This is a genomic window from Amycolatopsis sp. NBC_01480, from assembly GCF_036227205.1.
GTDB lineage: Bacteria > Actinomycetota > Actinomycetes > Mycobacteriales > Pseudonocardiaceae > Amycolatopsis.
The window spans coordinates 8567388-8585404 of sequence record NZ_CP109442.1; the positions used below are offsets into that span (position 1 = coordinate 8567388).

Annotated in this window: 17 protein-coding genes; 10 read left to right on the plus strand and 7 right to left on the minus strand. The window is 72.8% G+C overall.

All coding sequences use genetic code 11. The features are described from left to right. Window positions 1-59: 59 nt before the first annotated feature. Window positions 60-1376 carry a cytochrome P450 gene (locus tag OG371_RS40370; RefSeq protein ID WP_329061834.1) on the plus strand — a complete coding sequence of 439 codons (1317 nt, stop codon included), beginning with the start codon at window positions 60-62 and terminating at the stop codon, window positions 1374-1376. 74 nt (window positions 1377-1450) lie between these two features. Here OG371_RS40370 and OG371_RS40375 read toward each other — a convergent pair whose 3' ends face one another. Beyond that, the gene (locus OG371_RS40375) at window positions 1451-3409 is read right to left on the minus strand and encodes a VWA domain-containing protein (protein WP_329061836.1); all 1959 of its coding nucleotides are present in this window, start codon (window positions 3407-3409) and stop codon (window positions 1451-1453) included. Window positions 3410-3446: 37 nt separating this feature from the next. Further along, window positions 3447-4844 (minus strand): ATP-binding protein, encoded by a 1398-nt coding sequence (locus OG371_RS40380; protein WP_329061838.1) that lies wholly within the window; start codon window positions 4842-4844, stop codon window positions 3447-3449. 100 nt (window positions 4845-4944) lie between these two features. Between OG371_RS40380 and OG371_RS40385 the strand changes: the two genes are divergently transcribed. After that, a complete protein-coding gene (locus tag OG371_RS40385; RefSeq protein ID WP_329061840.1) occupies window positions 4945-5742 on the plus strand; it encodes a hypothetical protein in 798 nt (265 codons plus the stop codon). 204 nt (window positions 5743-5946) lie between these two features. Here OG371_RS40385 and OG371_RS40390 read toward each other — a convergent pair whose 3' ends face one another. Then, on the minus strand, window positions 5947-6999 hold the full coding sequence (locus tag OG371_RS40390) for a ferrochelatase (protein WP_329061842.1): 1053 nt from the start codon (window positions 6997-6999) through the stop codon (window positions 5947-5949). Window positions 7000-7084: 85 nt separating this feature from the next. Here OG371_RS40390 and OG371_RS40395 point away from each other — a divergent pair, with 85 nt between their 5' ends. Next, entirely contained in the window at window positions 7085-7669 is a 585-nt protein-coding gene (locus OG371_RS40395; protein ID WP_329061844.1) for a TetR/AcrR family transcriptional regulator, read from the plus strand. Window positions 7670-7758: 89 nt separating this feature from the next. Then, window positions 7759-8952, plus strand: a complete 1194-nt coding sequence (locus OG371_RS40400; protein ID WP_329061846.1) for a Cmx/CmrA family chloramphenicol efflux MFS transporter — start codon at window positions 7759-7761, stop codon at window positions 8950-8952. Window positions 8953-9018: 66 nt separating this feature from the next. Here the strand turns inward: OG371_RS40400 and fabI are convergent, their stop codons facing one another. Both fabI and OG371_RS40410 read right to left on the minus strand, forming a co-directional pair. Further along, window positions 9019-9786 (minus strand): enoyl-ACP reductase FabI, encoded by a 768-nt coding sequence (gene fabI / locus OG371_RS40405; RefSeq protein ID WP_329061848.1) that lies wholly within the window; start codon window positions 9784-9786, stop codon window positions 9019-9021. A gap of 46 nt (window positions 9787-9832) precedes the next feature. Further along, window positions 9833-10537 (minus strand): beta-ketoacyl-ACP reductase, encoded by a 705-nt coding sequence (locus OG371_RS40410; RefSeq protein WP_329061851.1) that lies wholly within the window; start codon window positions 10535-10537, stop codon window positions 9833-9835. A gap of 191 nt (window positions 10538-10728) precedes the next feature. Here OG371_RS40410 and OG371_RS40415 point away from each other — a divergent pair, with 191 nt between their 5' ends. Genes OG371_RS40415 through OG371_RS40440 form a run of 6 tightly spaced genes read left to right on the plus strand, consistent with a single transcriptional unit; the run spans window position 10729 to window position 16006 of the window. Next, window positions 10729-12057, plus strand: coding sequence for an MFS transporter (locus OG371_RS40415; protein WP_329061853.1), 1329 nt, complete (start codon window positions 10729-10731; stop codon window positions 12055-12057). Between the two features lie 9 nt (window positions 12058-12066). Beyond that, window positions 12067-12738: a response regulator transcription factor gene (locus OG371_RS40420; RefSeq protein WP_329061856.1), complete on the plus strand. Its 672-nt coding sequence runs from the start codon at window positions 12067-12069 to the stop codon at window positions 12736-12738. Window positions 12739-12741: 3 nt separating this feature from the next. After that, window positions 12742-14130, plus strand: coding sequence for a sensor histidine kinase (locus OG371_RS40425; protein ID WP_329061858.1), 1389 nt, complete (start codon window positions 12742-12744; stop codon window positions 14128-14130). Beyond that, window positions 14127-15068 carry a TAXI family TRAP transporter solute-binding subunit gene (locus OG371_RS40430; RefSeq protein WP_329061860.1) on the plus strand — a complete coding sequence of 314 codons (942 nt, stop codon included), beginning with the start codon at window positions 14127-14129 and terminating at the stop codon, window positions 15066-15068. Before OG371_RS40425 ends, OG371_RS40430 begins: the two co-directional genes overlap by 4 nt. A gap of 24 nt (window positions 15069-15092) precedes the next feature. Further along, the gene (locus OG371_RS40435) at window positions 15093-15527 is read left to right on the plus strand and encodes an acyl-CoA thioesterase (RefSeq protein ID WP_329061862.1); all 435 of its coding nucleotides are present in this window, start codon (window positions 15093-15095) and stop codon (window positions 15525-15527) included. Window positions 15528-15535: 8 nt separating this feature from the next. Further along, a complete protein-coding gene (locus tag OG371_RS40440; protein WP_329061864.1) occupies window positions 15536-16006 on the plus strand; it encodes a tRNA (cytidine(34)-2'-O)-methyltransferase in 471 nt (156 codons plus the stop codon). Between the two features lie 86 nt (window positions 16007-16092). Here the strand turns inward: OG371_RS40440 and OG371_RS40445 are convergent, their stop codons facing one another. After that, on the minus strand, window positions 16093-17073 hold the full coding sequence (locus tag OG371_RS40445) for a VWA domain-containing protein (protein ID WP_329061866.1): 981 nt from the start codon (window positions 17071-17073) through the stop codon (window positions 16093-16095). After that, on the minus strand, window positions 17070-18014 hold the full coding sequence (locus tag OG371_RS40450) for a DUF58 domain-containing protein (protein WP_329061868.1): 945 nt from the start codon (window positions 18012-18014) through the stop codon (window positions 17070-17072). Before OG371_RS40450 ends, OG371_RS40445 begins: the two co-directional genes overlap by 4 nt. Window positions 18015-18017: the final 3 nt, after the last annotated feature.

An 18017-nucleotide genomic window follows, 5' to 3' on the forward strand; every position in this document is an offset into this window, starting at 1 on the left:
CGGACCGGGGGGGTCGAGTCCGGTGGACACCGGGTGCCTGCACGAGTACCAACAACAGCATGGCCCTGCGGACACCGTCCCGTTCCCGAACCTCGTCCCTGCCACCCGGCCCGCGGCTCCCCGTCGTCGTGCAGACGGTTTTGTTCGGTGCCTTCCGTCACGTGTTCCAGCCGCTGCTGCAGCGGCGCTACGGCAGCGTGTTCCGGCTGCGGATCTACCCCGAGCGCAACGTGGTGCTGGTCGGTGACGTCGAGCTGATCAAGACGGTGTTCGCCGGGCCGGTGGAGACCTTTCACGCGGGTGAGGGCAACGTGGTGCTCAAGCCGGTGATGGGCGAGCATTCCGTCCTGCTCACCGACGAGCGGGAGCACCTGCGGGCACGGCGGCTGCTGATGCCGGCCTTCCACGGCGCCGCGCTGCGCGGCTACCGCGAGCTGATCACCGAGCTGGCCACGGCGGAGCTGGACCGGTGGCCCTCGGGCACGCCGTTCCGCGCGCACGACCGGATGCAGGCGCTGACGCTGGAGATCATCCTGCGCGTGGTGTTCGGCGTGGCGGAAGGGCCGCGGCTGGACGAGCTGCGGGCGCTGCTCGGGCACGTGGTCGACGTCGGCGCGCTGGACCTGTTCGGCTGGCACAGCCCGGCGCTGCAGAAGGTCGGCCGGTGGCGGCGCAACCGGGAGCGCCAGGACCGGGTGGACGAGCTGCTGTACGCCGAGATCGCGGACCGGCGGACCGCCACGGACCTCGACGGCCGCACCGACGTGCTGTCCCGGCTGCTGTCCGTGCCCGGCGAGGACCGGCTGACCGACGCCGAGCTGCGCGACCAGCTGGTCACCCTGCTGCTGGCCGGGCACGAGACCACGGCGACCGCGCTGGCCTGGGCGTTCCACGAGCTGGCGCGCAACCCTGAGGCCGCCGCCGCGACCACGCGCGCCGCGGACGAGGGCGACGAGAAGTACCTCGAGGCGGTCGCGAAGGAGGCGATGCGGCTGCACCCGATCATCTCCGAGGTCGCCCGCCGCCTGACCGCCGACATCACCCTCGGCGGCTACACGATCCCGGCCGGGCACACCGTGCTGCCGTCGATCTCGATGGTCCACGCCGACGCCGCGCACCACCCGTCGCCCGAGGTCTTCGACCCTGCACGGTTCCTCGGCGGCGGCCCGGAAACGGGCACCTGGCTGCCGTTCGGCGGGGGCGCGCGGCGCTGCCTCGGCGCGGGATTCTCCTTGCTGGAGGCGACGATCGTGCTGCGCGAGCTGTTCAGCCGCTACCGCGTCACGGCCGCCGACCGGCGCCCGGAGCCGACGAAGACCCGGCACATCACGCTCGTGCCGGGCCGCGGCGCGCGGATCGTCGTCCACCGCCGCTGAGTCGATGCAGCGGATGACGCTTTCCCCGCGCTCAGCGCAGCGAAAGCGTCATCCGCTGCAGTTGCATAGTCGCGCTACCGGCGCCGGGTGCGGAGGTAGTCGTTGACCACGGCGGCGCCGAGCCCGTCGACGTCCGGCGCCACCACCCGGCCGCCGGAGCGCCGGGCGATCACGTCGACGAACGCCTCCAGGCGCGGGTCGTCGCCGAGCCGGAACACCGTCACCGAGGCGCCCAGCTTCGCCAGGCGGTCCACTTCGGACAGTGTCTTGTGGATGGTCCGCGGGTCCGGCGGGTAGTCGAAAACCGCCTCGCCGTCGGGTTCCAGGTGGGCCGTGGGCTCGCCGTCGGTGACCATCAGGACCACCGGCTGGGCGTCCGGGTGCCGGCGCAGGTGCCGTCCCGCGAGCAGCAGCGCGTGGTGCGCGTTGGTGCCCTGCTCCCAGGTGCCCTCCAGCCCGACCAGCTCCGGCAGGTCCACCGGCATCGCGTAGCGGCCGAACGTGATGAGCTGCAGCGCGTCGTTGCGGAACCGGGTGCTGATCAGCTGGTGCAGCGCGAGCGCGGTGCGCTTCATCGGCAGCCAGCGGCCCTCCTGGACCATCGACCACGACGTGTCCACCAGCAGCGCGACCGCCGCCCGTGAACGGTGCTCGGTCTCCACCACCTCGACGTCCTCGACGTCGAGGGTGACCGCGCCCGAGCCCAGCGACGTCGAGCGCAGCACGGCGTTGCGCACCGTCCGCGGCACGTCCCACGGCTGCATGTCCCCGAACCGCCACGGCCGGCTGGCCCCGGTCGGCTCGCCCGCCGCGCCGGCCGACTCGGTCTCCCGGTCGCCCGTCTTGCCGCGCAACGCGTTCACGATGTCCGACAGCGCGGTCTCGCCGAGGCGCCGCAACGCCTTGGGCGACAAGCGAAGCGTGCCGTCGGCGGCCCGTTCGAACAGGCCCTGGCGGCGCAGCTCCCGTTCCAGCTCCGACAGCCGCCGCGCGTCGACGCCGGCGTCCTTGCCCAGCTGGCGCTCCAGCGACTCGAGGTCGATGTCCTCCAGCCGCGCGCCGGGATACGACTGGCCCAGCTGCTCGGCGAGCCCGTCCAGCTCGGCCAGGTCGGCCATGGCCTGCGCGCCCTCGCCCATGCCGAGCGGGTCCTGGCCGCGGAAGCGCTCCGAAGACGTCCAGTCCTCCCCCGGCCGCAACGCCTGCAGCTGCGCGTCGAGCGCCGAAAGCTGCTGCGCCAGCCGCGGGTCGCCGAACGCCTGCTGGGTCAGCTCCGCCAGTTCGGCGCGCTGCTCGGCGGACATCGAGTTCATCATCCGCTGCGCGGCGGCCGCGCGGGCGGCGAGCACGTCGATCAGCTCGTCGACGTTCTGCGGGTTCTCGGGGAAGAACTCGCCGTGCCGGTTCATGAACTCGGCGAACCGCTCCTCGATGTCGTCGGCGCCCTGCGCGTGGGCAGCGAGCAGCGCGTTCAGGTCGCCGAGCATCTGGTTGATCTGCTCGACGTCCTCGGGCCCGGCGTTCTGCAACGCCTCCTTCATGCCCTGGAACCGCGAATCGAGCAGCTCACGGCCGAGCAGGTCACGGATCTGGTCGTACTTCTCGCGTCCTTCGGACGAGCGCCAGTCGTACTCACTCAGCTCCCGCACGGCCGCGGCGGTGCCCGGCGGGAGCGCGTCGAGCTGCGCTTCGCGGAACCGCGCTTCGTCGTCGGGGTCCGGGAAAAGCTCCCGGCGCTCGGCGGTCAGCGCCTCGCTCAGCAGCTGCTGGACCTCCTGCAGCGTGCCGTCGAGCCGGTGCCGCCGCTGGATCTCGGAACGGCGCTGCCACAACCGCCGGGACAGCTCGTCGAGGCCCGCCGTGCGCTCGGTGCCGCGCCGCAGCAGCTCCTCCAGCGCCGAACGCGGCGACGAGCCGGCCATCACCTCGCGGCCGATCTCGTCCAGCGCGTCCCGCAGGTCCGCCGGCGGCGCCAGCGGATCCGGCCCGTCGTGCCACGGGCCGTACGCGTAACCCTCCGGAAGCTGTGTCAATGCCGCCTCCGCGGGAAAGAGTACGTCGGCGGGTGCATTACTGGCCGTACACCGTGGTGTTTTCGTCGGAGTCCTTGGCCAGCCGCCTGGCCAGGAACAGCGACTCCAGAGCCAATTCCACCGCCGCGGCGATGCGGCCGGCGGGCTCGTCGGAGCCCACCCCGGCCCGCTGGGCGACCTCGTGCAGCACCGGCAGTTCCGGCAGCGCGGCGAGCACGTCCTTGCCCGGCACGCGCTCGCCGGTGGCGACCAGGTGCCCGTCGGCGACGGCGTCGGACAGCGGGCGCAGGTCCAGCCCGGCGAACCGCTCGCGCGCGGTCTCCGCGACGGCCCTGCGCATCAGGTGCACCAGGTGCTCGACCTCGCGCCCCTCCTCACCCGGTTCGAACTCGATCTTGCCGCGCAGCACGGCGGGCACCGAGTCGAGGTCGACCGGACGCGCGACGGGCGGCTCCTCGCCGGTGAGCGCGGACCGGCGCAACGCGGCAGCGGCCACGGTCTCGGCGGCGGCGACCGCGAACCGCGCGGACACCCCGGAGCGCTGGTCGATCACCGGCGACTCGCGCAGGTTGCGCACGAACCGGGCCAGCACCTCCAGCAGCGGCTCGCCGACCTCGGCGACCAGGTTCGTCTCCTGCCGCACCACCGCGACCTCGGACTCGACGTCCAGCGGGTAGTGCGTGCGGATCTCCGCGCCGAAGCGGTCCTTCAGCGGCGTGATGATCCGGCCGCGGTTGGTGTAGTCCTCGGGGTTCGCGGTGGCGACGAGCAGCACGTCCAGCGGCAGCCGCAGCGTGTAGCCGCGGACCTGGATGTCGCGCTCCTCCATCACGTTCAGCAGCGAGACCTGGATGCGCTCGGCGAGGTCGGGCAGCTCGTTGATGGCCACGATCCCGCGGTGCGCGCGCGGCACCAGGCCGAAGTGGATAGTCTCCGGGTCGCCGAGGCTGCGGCCCTCGGCCACCTTCACCGGGTCGACGTCGCCGATCAGGTCGCCGACGGAGGTGTCCGGCGTCGCCAGCTTCTCGGTGTAGCGCTCGCTGCGGTGGCGCCAGGCCACCGGCAGGTCGTCGCCCAGCTCGGCGGCCCGGCGGATCGACGCCGGCGTGATCGGGTCGAGGGGGTGCTCGCCGAGCTCGGAGCCCTCGATCACCGGCGTCCACTCGTCGAGCAGGCCGGCCAGGGTGCGCAGCAGGCGCGTCTTGCCCTGGCCGCGCTCGCCGAGCAGGACGACGTCGTGGCCAGCCAGCAGCGCGCGCTCGAGCTGCGGCAGGACTGTGCGGGAGAAGCCGACGATGCCGGGCCACGGGTCGCGGCCGTCACGGAGGGCTTCGAGGAGGTTGTCGTGGATCTCGCGCGCGATCGGGCGCGGCGCGTGGCCGGCGGCGCGAAGCTCGCCGGCGGTACGGGGAAAACCGTCTGGAACAGCGTTCACCCCCTCGACGCTACTTACCGTTCGGGTGTACGTCGACGTGGAGCGACTCCAGCGTGGGCGATCGGCGGCCCCGGCCGGCAGACGGGTAAAATAGGGCGTCGTGTGCCGTCCCAGTGCGACCCTCGCCGTCTGGTCTTCCGCGTGGCTCAACGGAGCCGCGGCTTCCGACGATGTGCTCGACTCCCTCGAAGCCTGGGGTGAGGCGCACGACGTCGTCGCGGCCGACGCGCCCGCGGCGGAGGCGTTCGAGCTGCCGCTGGCGTTCAACCGCGCGGCCACCCCGGTCCAGCTGATGATGGCGTTGCGCGCGCAGGGCGCGAAAAGCGCGCAGCTGGTGCTCCCGGTCCCCGGCGACGTCCGCGGCCTGGGCGGCGGCGGCCCGTTCACCGAGGCGGCGCTGCGCTGCGGCGACGCGGTGGTGCTCGCCGAGCTCGGCTTCGGCCTGGTCCCGGAGCCGATCGCCGAGGGTCTGATGCGCTGGACCGTCTACTCGCTCAACGCGCCGGCCCCACTGGAGTACCAGTCGCTGCCCGACGCCGAACACGGCCTCACCGACGCCATCCGCGCGAGCGCCGGCGCGCTGCAGACCCTCGACGTGGCGAGCGACCGCCCGAGCGTGCGCGCCGAGCTGTCCGCCCACCTGCGGTCCCAGCCCCAGGTCGAGTGGCCGGCCGGGATGCCCGCGCGCTCGCTGCGCGTGCTGCAACGCGCCGAGGAGATCTCGGCCATCCTGGCCATCGCGCGCACCGACGACCCGGGCGGCGCGCTGTCCGCCTCGGCGGCGGTCCAGCGCGCCGAAGCCCTGCGTCCCTTGGCCGAGGCCGTCCGCACCGCCCGCGCCGCCGCGGTCAACGAGGCGGTCCGCGTCTTCGCCGACCAGGGCGACCGGCACCCCTGACGCCGGGCTTCCGTCAGGTGCCCGCCGGGCGCCGGGCGGCCGCGGGGATGCGCCCCAATGTGGCGTTCGGTGCGCTCAACGCACCCAATGTGGCGTTCGGTGCGTCCAACGCAACCAACGCCACATTGGGGCGGAACAGCCGAGGCCGGGCCGGCCGAGTCGGAACCGGGGCTGCCGGGGCGGCCGGGGCTCGGACCGGACCGGTCAGGCGGGACGGGGCGAAGGGCGTTTCGCCGGTTCGCAGCAGCCGATCGCGCACGGGGCGCCGTTCACTGTGCAGCCCGCGGCCGGGAACTCCGAAAGCTTGCGGGCCGGGGCGTCCTCGAGGTGTTCGCGGATCAGCTCGACCACCAGCTCGGCGAAGCGGGGGTCCGAGTCGGGCGTCGCGGCGCGGGCGAAGGCCATGCCGTGCCCGGCGGCGCGCTCCGCGGCCTCGTTGTCGAGGTCCCAGATCACCTCGAGGTGGTCCGAGACGAAGCCGATCGGGCTGACCACCACGGCTTCGACGCCCTGCTCGTGCAGCGCGTCGATGTGGTCGACGATGTCCGGCTCCAGCCAGGGCACCTGCGGCGGCCCGGAACGCGACTGCCACACCACGTCGTACTCCGCGATCCCCGCCTCCGCCGCGACCAGCCGGGCGGCCTCGGCGATCTGCTGCGAGTAGCGGTAACCGCCGTCCGACGGCGGGCCCGCGGCCTTGTCCGCGCTCACCGGCACGGAGTGGGCGGTGAAAACCGTCCGGGTGCCGGGCCGGTCGCCGAGCCGCGTGTGGGCGGCGCGCACCGCGTCCGCGACCGCCGAGACGAACAGCGGGTGGTCGAAGAACTGACGCAGCTTCACCAAGTCCGGCGCGCCCTCGCCCACCGCGGCCCGGGCGCGCTCGATGTCCTCGTCGTACTGGCGGCAGGCCGAATAGCCGCCGTACGCACTGGTCGGAAAGACCAGCGCGCGCCGCACGCCATCGGCCTTCATCTCGGCCAGCGTCTGCTCGACCATCGGGTGCCAGTTGCGGTTGCCGAAGCGCACGGGCAGTTCGACGCCCTCGGCCGCCAGCTGCTTCTCGACCGCCGCGATAGCGCTGCGGTTGAGCCGGTTGATCGGCGAGACCCCGCCGAAGTGCTGGTAGTGCTCGGCCACCTCGAGCAGCCGCTCGCGCGGCACGCCCCGGCCCCGGGTGACGTTCTCCAGGAACGGCATCACCTCGTCGGGCCCCTCCGGACCGCCGAACGAAAGCCATAACAACGCGTCGTAACCCACCAGCCCATCTTGCCGCTGTGGCCGCCCCCACGGCGAGCCGGGCTCGTTGTGTACTGATCCATCCAAAACGTGCTACGGTCGCTGCATGCCCAGGCCACGGGAGTTCGACGAGACGGTCGCACTGGAAGGCGCCATGAACGCCTTCTGGGCGCACGGCTACGAGGCGACCTCGACCCAGGACCTGTGCGCTGCCACCGGACTCGGCCGCAGCAGCGTCTACAACACCTTCACCAGCAAGCACGTCCTGTTCCAGCGGGCGCTCGAGCACTACACCGAGCGCGGCGCCCGCAGTCGCGCCGAAGTGCTGGAACACGCCGAAGACGGCCTCGACGCGATCCGCCGGCTGCTGGCCGACCTGATCGAGGACGAACTCGGCAACGGCCGCCGCGGCTGCCTGATGGTCAACACCATCGCCGAATTCGGCACCGCGGACGCGGAAATCACGACCAGGGTCGAGGCGGACACCACGTCGTTTCTGGCCGCCCTGACTGATTACGCCCGTCTCGGCCAGGCGGACGGCAGCATCACCCGCGACCGGGACCCGGCGGACATCGCGCAGTTCGTGCACAGCACGGTCGGCGGGCTGCGGCTGATGTCGCGCCGCGGCGGCCAACGCCCGGCGATGGCGGCGGTGGCCGACATCGCCGTCTCCGCGCTCGCCCGTCGCTGACCGGAAACCCTTCCCGCCCAGCCCTTTCTCATCAGCGTTGATGGCACGTGGGTCCGTTTTGTATCACTCAATCCAAAAGGAGGAGACCCGTGCCCCTGGCCGTCTTCGTGCTCGGGCTCAGCATCTTCGCGCTCGGCACCTCGGAGTTCATGATCACCGGGCTGCTGCCCGGGATGGCCACCGACCTCGGCGTCAGCATCCCCGACGCCGGCCTGCTGATCTCGGCGTTCGCCGTCGGCATGGTGATCGGCGCGCCGCTGCTCGCCGTCGGGACACTCCGGCTGCCCCGCCGGACGACCTTGCTGGCACTGCTGGTGGTCTTCGGCGCCTCACACGTCGTCGGCGCACTCTCACCCGGTTACGCCCTGCTCTTCGCGACTCGCGTGGTGAGCGCGCTGGCCTGCGCCGGGTTCTGGGCCGTCGCCGCCGCGACCACCATCTCGCTGGTGCCCGCGGCCCGGCGCGGACGCGCGCTCGCGGTGCTGGTCGGCGGCCTGACCGTGGCGAACATCGCGGGCGTCCCGGCCGGCACGCTGCTGGGCCAGCACGCGGGCTGGCGCACGGCGTTCTGGGCGGTGGCGGCGCTGACCGTGGTGGCGGCGGCCGGGGTGCTGGCGTTCGTGCCGCACACCGCCGTGGACGCCTCCGCCGTGCGCGTGCGGACTGAGCTGAGCGTGTTCCGCAGCGGCCGGGTCTGGCTGGCACTGGGCGTGATCGCGCTGTCGCAGGCCATGGTGTTCGCGACGTTCAGCTACCTCGCCCCGCTGCTCACGACCACCGACGGCCTGCCCTCGGCCCAGGTCCCGCTCGCGCTCGGGCTGTTCGGCGCCGGCGCGCTGATCGGCATCACCGCGGGCGGCAAGCTCGCGGACGCCCATCCGTTCGCCACGCTGTACGGCAGCTTCGGGCTCGCCCTCGTCGCGCTCACGACACTGGCACTGACCTCGGACGCGGTGGTGGCCGTCGTCGCGGTCCTGGTACTGGGCGCGGCGGGCTTCGCCGCCAACCCGGCGCTGAACGTCCGCGCGTACTCGGTGGCCGGCGGCACCTCCACCATGGTCGGCGCGAGCACGACCGCGGGCTTCAACGTCGGCAACACGGCCGGCCCGTGGCTCGGCGGCGTGGCCATCAACGCGGGCCTCGGGCTGCCGAGCGTCGCTTGGGTGAGCGCGGGCCTCGGCGTGCTGACGCTGGCCGCCTTGACGTTCGCCCGGCAGGTCCAGCGTTCGGACGACGCGCGGGCCGTTTCGGTGCTGCCCCAGGAACACCAAACCGTCCATTAAGGACCCAAAGATACAGAGCGGCCCTCGTGCGAATATCCGCACGAGGGCCGTTCACCGGGTCGTGGCTCAGATGCCGAGCGCGTGCACCCCGCCGTCGACCATGATCATCGAGCCCGTGGTGGCGGGCAGCCAGTCCGAGAGCGCGACGCAGACGGTCTTGGCCGTCGCGGTCGGGTCGGCGCTGTCCCAGCCGAGCGGGGCGCGGTCGCCCCAGCCGTCTTCCAGCTCGCTGAAGCCGGGGATGGACTTCGCCGCCATCGTCTTCATCGGGCCGGCGCTGACCAGGTTCACGCGGATGCCGCGCGGACCGAGCTCCTTGGCCAGGTACCGGTTCACCGACTCCAGCGCGGCCTTGGCCACGCCCATCCAGTTGTAGACCGGCCACGCCACGCGCGCGTCGAAGTCCATGCCGACGATCGACGAGCCCGGCGCCAGCAGTGGCAGGGCCGCGACGGCCAGCGACTTGAACGAGAACGCCGAGACGTCCACCGCCACCTTCACGTCCTCGCTCGGCGCGTCCAGGAACGGCGCGCCGAGACAGGTCTGCGGCGCGAAGCCGATGGAGTGCAGCACGCCGTCGAGGCCGTCGACGTGCTCACGCACGCGGTCGGCCAGGCTGTCGAGGTGCTCCTGATTGGTGACGTCCAGCTCCAGGACGGGCGCCTCCTCCGGCAGCCGCTTGGCGATGCGCTCGACCAGCGAGAGCCGGCCGAAGCCGGTGAGCACCACCTTCGCGCCCTCCTGCTGCGCGATCTTGGCCGCGTGGAACGCGAGCGAGGCGTCGGTGATGACGCCGGTGATCAGCAGCCGCTTGCCTTCGAGCAGTCCGGGCAACGGGTTCCTCCAGGTCGTGGGGTCAGCTCGGAAAAACGGGACGAGATCAGTGGCCGAGGCCGAGGCCGCCGTCCACGGGCAGCACGGCGCCGTTCACGTAGCCGGCGTCGTCGGAGGCCAGGTACCGCACTGCGGCGGCGATCTCCGACGGCTCGGCGTACCGGCCGGTGGGCACCTGGGCGAGGATCTCCTTCTTGCGGTCTTCGCCCAGCGCGTCGGTCATGTCGGTGCGCACGAAGCCGGGCGCGATGACGTTCGAGGTGATGTTGCGCGAGCCCAGCTCCCGGGCCAGCGAGCGCGAGAAGCCGACCAGGCCCGCCTTCGAGGCCGCGTAGTTCGCCTGGCCCGCCGAGCCGGAGAGGCCGACCACCGAAGAGATGAAGATGAACCGGCCCCACTTGCCGCGCAGCATCCCGCGGGACGCGCGCTTGGCCACGCGGAACGCGCCGGTGAGGTTGGCGTTGATCACGCGCTCGAACTGCTCTTCGGTCATCCGCATCAGCAGCGTGTCGTCGGTCAGCCCGGCGTTGGACACCAGCACCTCGACCGGCCCCTGGTGCTCCTCGACCTGCTTGAACGCGGCGTCGACCTGCTCGGTGTCCGTGACGTCGGCCTCGACGCCGAAGAGCCCTTCGGGCGCGCCGGAGCCGCGGTGGGTGACTGCCACCTGGTGGCCCTGCCCGGCCAGGTCCTGCGCGATCGCCAGACCGATCCCCCGGTTGCCGCCGGTGACCAAGACCGACCGTCCCACTGCGACTCTCCTCTGTTCGACCGAACGTGCCGGCACGAGGCTATCGCCCCGGTCCGGGCGGCTCCGCACCCGCCGCCACCTCAGCCTCCCGGCGCGGCGCGGGTGTCCTAAGGCGAGGTAAGGAACCGCGCTTCGACCTTGATGGTTACCCGCCGGTTGGTCACCGTGAGTCGCGACACAGGAGGTCAAAGATGACTACCCGGATCCACGGCGAGGCCGGCCCCGCGAGCGAGCGGCGGGTCGTGGCGAACGTGCTGCGCGGCTCGATCGGCAATCTCGTCGAGTGGTACGACTGGTACGCCTACTCGGCGTTCACCATCTACTTCGCCAAGTCGTTCTTCCCCGGCGGGGACGCGACGGCCCAGTTCCTCAACACCGCGGCGGTGTTCGCCGTGGGCTTCCTCATGCGACCGCTCGGCGGCTGGATGCTCGGCCGGTTCGCCGACCGGTTCGGCCGCCGCTCGGCGCTGGTGCTGTCGGTGTCGATGATGGCGTTCGGCTCGCTGATGATCGCCGCGACGCCGGGCTACCAGACCATCGGCGTCGCCGCGCCCATCCTGCTGGTGCTCGCGCGGCTGTTGCAGGGGCTGTCCGTCGGCGGTGAGTACTCGACGTCCGCGACCTATCTGTCCGAAGTGGCCACACCGGGCAAACGCGGTTTCTACTCCAGCTTCCAGTACGTGACGCTGGTCGGCGGGCAGCTGCTCGCGCTCGGCCTGCAGCTGATCCTGCAGAGCGTGCTGACCGAGGCCCAGATGGGCGACTGGGGCTGGCGCATCGCGTTTGTCGTCGGCGCCATCGCGGCCGTGGTGGTGATGGCGCTGCGGCGCGGGATGGACGAGTCCGAGAGCTACCAGCGCGTCTCGGCCGAGACGGGCTCGGGCAAGGAGGCCGGGGAACGCGGCACGTTGCGCGCGCTCGTGAAGTACCCGAAGGAGATCGCGCTGGTAGTCGGCCTGACGCTCGGCGGCACGGTCGCCTTCTACACGTACGCGACGTACACACAGAAGTTCCTCGAGAACACCGCCGGCATCCCCCGCCGGACGGTGACCGTGATCCTGTTTGCCGCGCTGCTGGTGTTCGCCCTCATCCAGCCGCTCGCGGGCCGGCTCTCGGACCGGATCGGGCGCCGGAAGCTGCTGATGTTCTTCGGCATCGCGGGCACGGTACTGACCGTGCCGATCATGACCACGATGGCGCACACGAAACAGCCGGTGCTCGCGTTTCTGCTGCTGCTCGGCGCGCTGGTCATCGTCACCGGCTACACCTCGATCAACGCGATCGTGAAGGCCGAGCTGTTCCCGACGAAGATCCGGGCGATCGGCGTCGGCCTGCCCTACGCGCTGACCGTCGCGATCTTCGGCGGCACGGCGGAGCTGATCGCGCAGGCGCTGAAGAAGGCGGGCCACGAGTCGCTGTTCTTCTGGTACGTCGCGGCCTGCATCCTCGTGTCGCTGGTGGTGTACGGGACAATGCGCGAAACGTCGCGTTCGTCCGCCCTCGAACGCGAAGAGGACTGAGGCGGGGGGATGGCCGTGCGGGTGCTGCTCGTGGAGGACGACGCCGGGGTCGCCGGCGCGCTCGCCGAGACGCTGCACGCGCACGGCCACGCCGTCACCAGCGTCGGCCGGGGCGCCGACGCCCTGCACCGCCACCACGGCGCGGACCTGCTGCTGCTCGACCTCGGCCTGCCGGATCTGGACGGGCTGGACGTGCTGCGCAAGATCCGGCAGGTCTCGGGCGTGCCGGTCATCGTGCTCACCGCGCGCGGGGACGAGCGGTCCGTGGTCCGCGGGCTGCGCCTGGGCGCCGACGACTACCTGACCAAACCCGTCCGCCTGGCCGAATTGCTGGCCCGGATGGACGCCGTGGTCCGCCGCGCGCGGGCCCGCGCCACCCCGGCCCCGGACGCGGTGGTGCGGGTCGAGGACGTCGAGATCGACCTGGGCGGGCGGCAGGTGCTGGTCGCCGGGCGCGACATCGGGCTCACCACCAAGGAGTTCGACGTGCTCGCGGTGCTCGCCGCGCGGGCCGGCACGGCGGTCAGCCGCCAGCAGCTGATGGACGAGGTGTGGGGCGACGCCCACCTGGCCGTGTCCCGTTCGCTGGACGTGCACCTGACCCAGGTGCGCGCGAAGCTCGACCGGCCCGGCCTGCTGACCACGATCCGGGGCTTCGGCTACCGGCTCGGCCGGGGCTGAGGCGTGCGCGCCCGGCTGCTGGCCGTGCTGGTGACGCTGGCGCTGCTGGTCGTCGCCGCGTTCGCCGGGCCGCTGCTGTCCTCCACTGCCGAACAACGGACGCAGGAGCTGGTGATCTCGCGCAGCAGCGACGTCGACCGCTTCGTGGTGCTCGCGCAACAGGCGGTCGATTCGCGCGACCCGGCCGCGCTGGCGGCGGAAGCGGCGCAGTATTCGTCGTTATACAGCGAGGCCGTGGTGGTGGTCGACGCGCAGCGGGCGCCGCTGGTGCAGACCGGCGGGATGACCGCCGCGGAGCCCGCCGTGCACGCCCTGGTGGAGGCGACGATGCGCAACGAGCCGCCGCCCCGGGCCGAGGCGCTGAGCCCGTGGTCGGCCACGCCGGTGCTGTTCGCGCGCCCGGTCGGCACTGGGACGCGGGTCTCGGGGGTGGTCGTGCTGCGCGCGTCGGTGACTGCGGCCGCCGCGGACGTCGCGGACGCGTGGAGCGCGATCGCGGCGGGTGCCTTGCTGGTGGCGGCGTTGTTCGTGCTGCTCGCCGTGCTGCTGGCACGGTGGATGGTGCGGCCGCTGCTGGAGCTGGAGACCGGCGTGCTCGCCGTCGCGGGCGGGCACCGGGCGCAGGTGCCCGAGCGCTCCGGCCCCCGCGAGCTGCGGACGCTCGCCGCGTCGGTGAACCGGATGTCGGACGCCGTGGTGGAGGCCGCCGACCAGCAGCACCGGCTGGTGGCCGACACCTCCCACCAGCTCCGCAACCCGATGGCGGCGCTGCGGCTGCGCGTCGACTCCCTCGGCGCCGAACTGGACGACCGGCACGCCTACCACGCGACCGTCGCGGAAGTGGAGCGCCTGGAACGGATCCTCGACGGCCTGCTCGCCCTCGCGACCGCGGAAAGCACGGCGACCCGGCTCGCCGCGGGCGGCGCGGACGACCCCGCCGACCTCGCCTCGGTGATCGCCGAACGCGTCGACGCCTGGCGCCCGGCGGCGGACCAGGCGGGCGCCGACCTGGTGCCGTGCGCCGCCCACGACGAGCCGGTGCTGGTGCGCGCGCCGGAGAACGAGCTGGCCCAGATCCTCGACGTGCTCCTGGACAACGCCGTCCATTACGCCGGCAGGGGCGCCACCATCACCGCCGGCTGGGAAATCCAGGATCGGGCGGTCACCCTGGTGGTGGCCGACAACGGCCCCGGACTGTCCACAACGGACCGCGCCCGCGCGACGGAGCGGTTCTGGCGCGCGGGCGGTGAAGGTGCGCCTCGCGGCACCGGGTTGGGCCTGGCGATCGTCCGCGAACAGACCCGCGCCCGCGGCGGGACGCTGGAGCTGCGGGCCGTCGAGCCGCGCGGGCTGGAAGTCCGGGTCACGCTGCCCGCGGAGGTGACGCCATGAGCATCACCCGCCGCACGGCCCTGCTCGGTGGGCTCGGCCTCGCCCTCGCAGGCTGCGCCACCGGTTACCGCGGGCCGAGCCGGGACGTAACCATCGCCGCCGGCGAACCAGGCGGCTTCTACCTCGCGTTCGCCGAAGTGCTGGCGGCCGAGGTGACCCGCGCGGAGCCGTTGCTGCGCTGCACTGCCGTGCCGACGGAGGCGAGCGTCGCCAACGTCGGGCTGGTGCGGGACGGGAAGGCGGACCTCGGGCTGGTGCTCGCGGACGTCGCGCAGTCGGCGCTCGCGGGCGCGGCGCCGTTTCCCTCGCCGGTGCCGTTGCGGGCCCTCGGGCGGGTGTACGAGAACTACCTCCAGCTCGTCGTCCGCGCGGCCGACGGGATCACCAGCCTGCACGCGCTCGAAGGGCGGCCAGTCTCGCTCGGCGCGAACGGGTCCGGCGCGGCGCAGCTGGGCGAACGGGTCTTCGGCGCGGCCGGCGTGCGCGTCGAAGCGCAGCACTTGCAACTCGCCGACGCCGTCGCGGCGCTGGCCGGCGGGAGCATCGACGCGCTGCTGTGGTCCGGTGGCGTGCCGACCCCCGCGCTCGCCGACCTCAACCGCCGGACCCCGCTGGCGCTGCTGCCGTTGAACGCCGTCATCCCCCAGCTGCGGGCGGCGCACGGGCCGGTCTACGAGCCGGTCCAGGTGCCCGCCGACGCGTACCGCGGGGTGGGCGCGCCGGCCACCATCGGCGTCGCGAACCTGCTGGTCTGCTCCCCCGCCCTGCCCGACGAGGTCGCCGCCGCGGTGGTGCGGGTGCTCGCCGGGCGGGCGGCCGACCTGGTGCCCGCGCAGGCCGTCGGCACGCAGTTCCTCGACGTCCGCACGCTGATCGGCACCCAGCCCGTGCCGTTGCAGCCGGGGGCGGCCGAGACCTACCGGGCGCTGCACGGCTGATCGGCCGCTCGCTAGATTGGACGGATGAGCCCCGCCCGCCGTCCCCTCGCCGAGATGCCGCTGCGCGTGCGCTACCACGAGTGCGACGGCCAGGGCATCGTGTTCAACGCGCACTACCTGGCCTATGTGGACATGGCCGCGTTCGCGGTGGAGAAGGCGCTTTTCGGCTCACACCAGGCGTTCCTGGCCACCGGCATCGACATGGTCGTGGCCGAGTCGAACCTGCGCTACCGCGCGCCGTGCCGCTTCGACGACGAGCTGGTGGTCTCGGTGTTCCTCGGCCACCTCGGCACCACGTCGATCGTCTTCGAGTCCGAGATCCGCCGGGACGGCAAGCTGACCACCGAGGCCACCCTCCGCTACGTCTTCGTCGACCCCGCGACCCTGCGCAAGTCCCCGCCGCCGCCGGAGGTCCGCGAGGCCTACGCGGCGTACCTGCCCGCCCCCGCCACCTCGTAAGGCCAGCCATGTTCCGCGTGCTCTTCTACCACCCCGAGATCCCGCCGAACACCGGCAACGCGATCCGGCTGGCCGCCAACACCGGCTGCGAGCTGCACCTGGTGGAGCCGCTCGGCTTCACCTTGGAGGACAAGCAGCTCCGCCGCGCGGGCCTGGACTACCACGACCTCGCGCGCGTCCGCGTGCACGCCGACATCGAGGCCGCGTGGCACGCGCTGCTGCCGGCCAAGGTGTACGCCTTCAGTGCGTCCGCCACCCGGCTGCACACCGAGGTGGCGTACGAGCCCGGTGACGTGCTGATGTTCGGCCCGGAGTCCGTCGGCCTGCCCGCCGAGGTCCAGCACGCCCCCGAGGTCACCGACCGCGTGCGGCTGCCGATGCTGCCGACCAGCCGCTCGCTCAACCTCGCCAACACCGCGGCGATCAGCATCTACGAAGCCTGGCGCCAGAACGGGTTCGCGATGCCCGAGACGCCGTGAAGGCCTGGGCCCGGATGCTCTGAAGGCCACCTTGAGGGCATCACAGTCCCTCATGGTGGCCTTCAGAGCACGCTCGTCGTCTCGCGCTAAGGGATTCTCTGGCCGATCAGCAGCGAAGCCGCCGCGCCGATCATCAGCACCAGCGTGCCGATGACAAGCCACGGCTTGCTCGCGTCGGCGTCCTTCAGCTCGTAGCCGATCTGGTCGCCGAGGTCGGCGTACACCTTCTTCAGCTCGTCCGCGCTGGCCGCCTTGTAGAACTGGCCGCCGGAGAGCTGGGCGATCTCGCGCAGGGACTCGTCGTCCACGCGCACGTCCTGGGGCCGGCCTTCGATGTCGACCGAGCCGTGGGTGGTGCCGAACGAGATCGACGAGATCGGCGCCTGCGCCTGCTTCGCCGCCTGCGCCGCGGTGTACGCGCCGCGCGGGGCGTACAGGTCCTCGGGCACGGTCTGCTTGCCGTCGCTCATCAGCACGATCCGCGCGGGCGGCGGCCCGTCCGCGCCGCCGACCACGGCGGAGAAGCTCTCGATCGATTGCAGGGCCGCGAAAATGCCCTCACCGGTGGCCGTGGACTGCGCGAGCTTCAGGTCGCTGATCGCCTTCACCACGCCGGCCCGGTCGGTGGTCGGGTTGACCAGGACCGTCGCCGTGCCGGCGAACGAGATCAGGCCCAGGTTGACGCCCGGGGTCATGTTCTTCGCGAACTGGGTCGCCGCGTCCTGCGCCGCCTTGAGCCGGGTCGGCGTGACGTCGGTGGCCTCCATCGACAGCGAAACGTCGATCACCAGCATCACCGTGGCGCGGTTGCGCGGCACCTTCTGCTCGGCGGTCGGCCCGGCCAGCGCGACGGTGAGCACCAGCATGGACAGCACGATCAGCACCGCGGGCAAGTGCCGGATCCAGCCCTGGGTCTTGGGCGCGACCTTGTCGAGCAGCTCCAGGTTGGCGAACCGCATCACGCGCTTGCGCCGCGCCCGCTGGGCGAGCAGGTACGCCACGGCCACCGCGGCGACCGCGATCAGCAGCAGGAACCACCACGGCGCGGTGAAACCGGTCAAACTCATGCCACACCCCCGGACCAGCGGCGCTTGCGGGCCACGACGAACCGCACCATGTCGGCGATCCAGTCCTGGTCGGTGCGCAGCACCAGGTGGGCCGCGCCGGCCCGGCGCAGGGCGGCCGCGACCTCCTGCCGGTGGGCGTGCGCCGCGGCGCCGAACTCCTTGCGCAGCAAGGCGGAAGCGTGCACTTCGCGCTGTTTCCCTGTCTCCGGGTCGGCCAGGACGACGGTGCCCACGTCGGGCAGGTCGATGTCACGCGGGTCGAGGACCTCGATGGCGATCAGCTCGTGGTGCCCGCCGAGCGCGCGCAGCGGCCGCTGCCAGTCCGTGGGCCCGAGGAAGTCGGACATCACCACGGCCAGGCCCCGCCGCCGGGGCGGGCGGCGCAGCTGTTCCAACGCGTCGGCCAGGTCGCCGCGGACGCCCTCGGCCGCGCGCGGCGTCTCGGCCAGCCGCCGGATCAGCCCGCGGGCGTGGGCGAGCCCGCCGCGGGCCGGGATCCGGTCGGTGCGCTCGCCGTTCGACACCAGCGCGCCGATCCGGTTGCCGCCCCCGCCGGTCAGGTGCGCGACAGCGGCCGTCGCGCACACCACCAGATCGCGCTTCTCGCACAGCGCAGTGCCGAAGTCGAGGCTCGCCGACAGGTCGGCCACCAGCCACGTCTCCAGCTCGCGGTCGGCCACGGTCTCGCGGATGTGCGGGGTGGTCGTGCGGGCGGTGACCGCCCAGTCCATCCGGCGCACGTCGTCGCCCGGCTGGTAGATCCGCGCCTCGCCCGGCTCCGAGCCCGGCCCCGGCACCAGGCCGAGGTGATTGCCCTGCAGCAGGCCGTCGAGGCGGCGGCGCACGTCGAGCTCGAGGGTGCGCAGGCCGGCCTCCAGGCGGTCGCCCCGCAGCACCGGCGGCGCCCAGCCCGGGCGCTCGCGCTGCTCCTTCTTCGCCACCGG

Bases quoted from the DNA above. Each gene is read 5' to 3' on its own strand.
- OG371_RS40370 (WP_329061834.1), top strand. From the start codon at position 60: ATGGCCCTGCGGACACCGTCCCGTTCCCGAACCTCGTCCCTGCCACCC.
- OG371_RS40395 (WP_329061844.1), top strand. From the start codon at position 7,085: ATGCCCAGGCCACGGGAGTTCGACGAGACGGTCGCACTGGAAGGCGCC.
- OG371_RS40415 (WP_329061853.1), top strand. From the start codon at position 10,729: ATGACTACCCGGATCCACGGCGAGGCCGGCCCCGCGAGCGAGCGGCGG.
- OG371_RS40420 (WP_329061856.1), top strand. From the start codon at position 12,067: ATGGCCGTGCGGGTGCTGCTCGTGGAGGACGACGCCGGGGTCGCCGGC.
- OG371_RS40430 (WP_329061860.1), top strand. From the start codon at position 14,127: ATGAGCATCACCCGCCGCACGGCCCTGCTCGGTGGGCTCGGCCTCGCC.
- OG371_RS40435 (WP_329061862.1), top strand. From the start codon at position 15,093: ATGAGCCCCGCCCGCCGTCCCCTCGCCGAGATGCCGCTGCGCGTGCGC.
- OG371_RS40440 (WP_329061864.1), top strand. From the start codon at position 15,536: ATGTTCCGCGTGCTCTTCTACCACCCCGAGATCCCGCCGAACACCGGC.
- OG371_RS40445 (WP_329061866.1), bottom strand. From the start codon at position 17,073: ATGAGTTTGACCGGTTTCACCGCGCCGTGGTGGTTCCTGCTGCTGATC.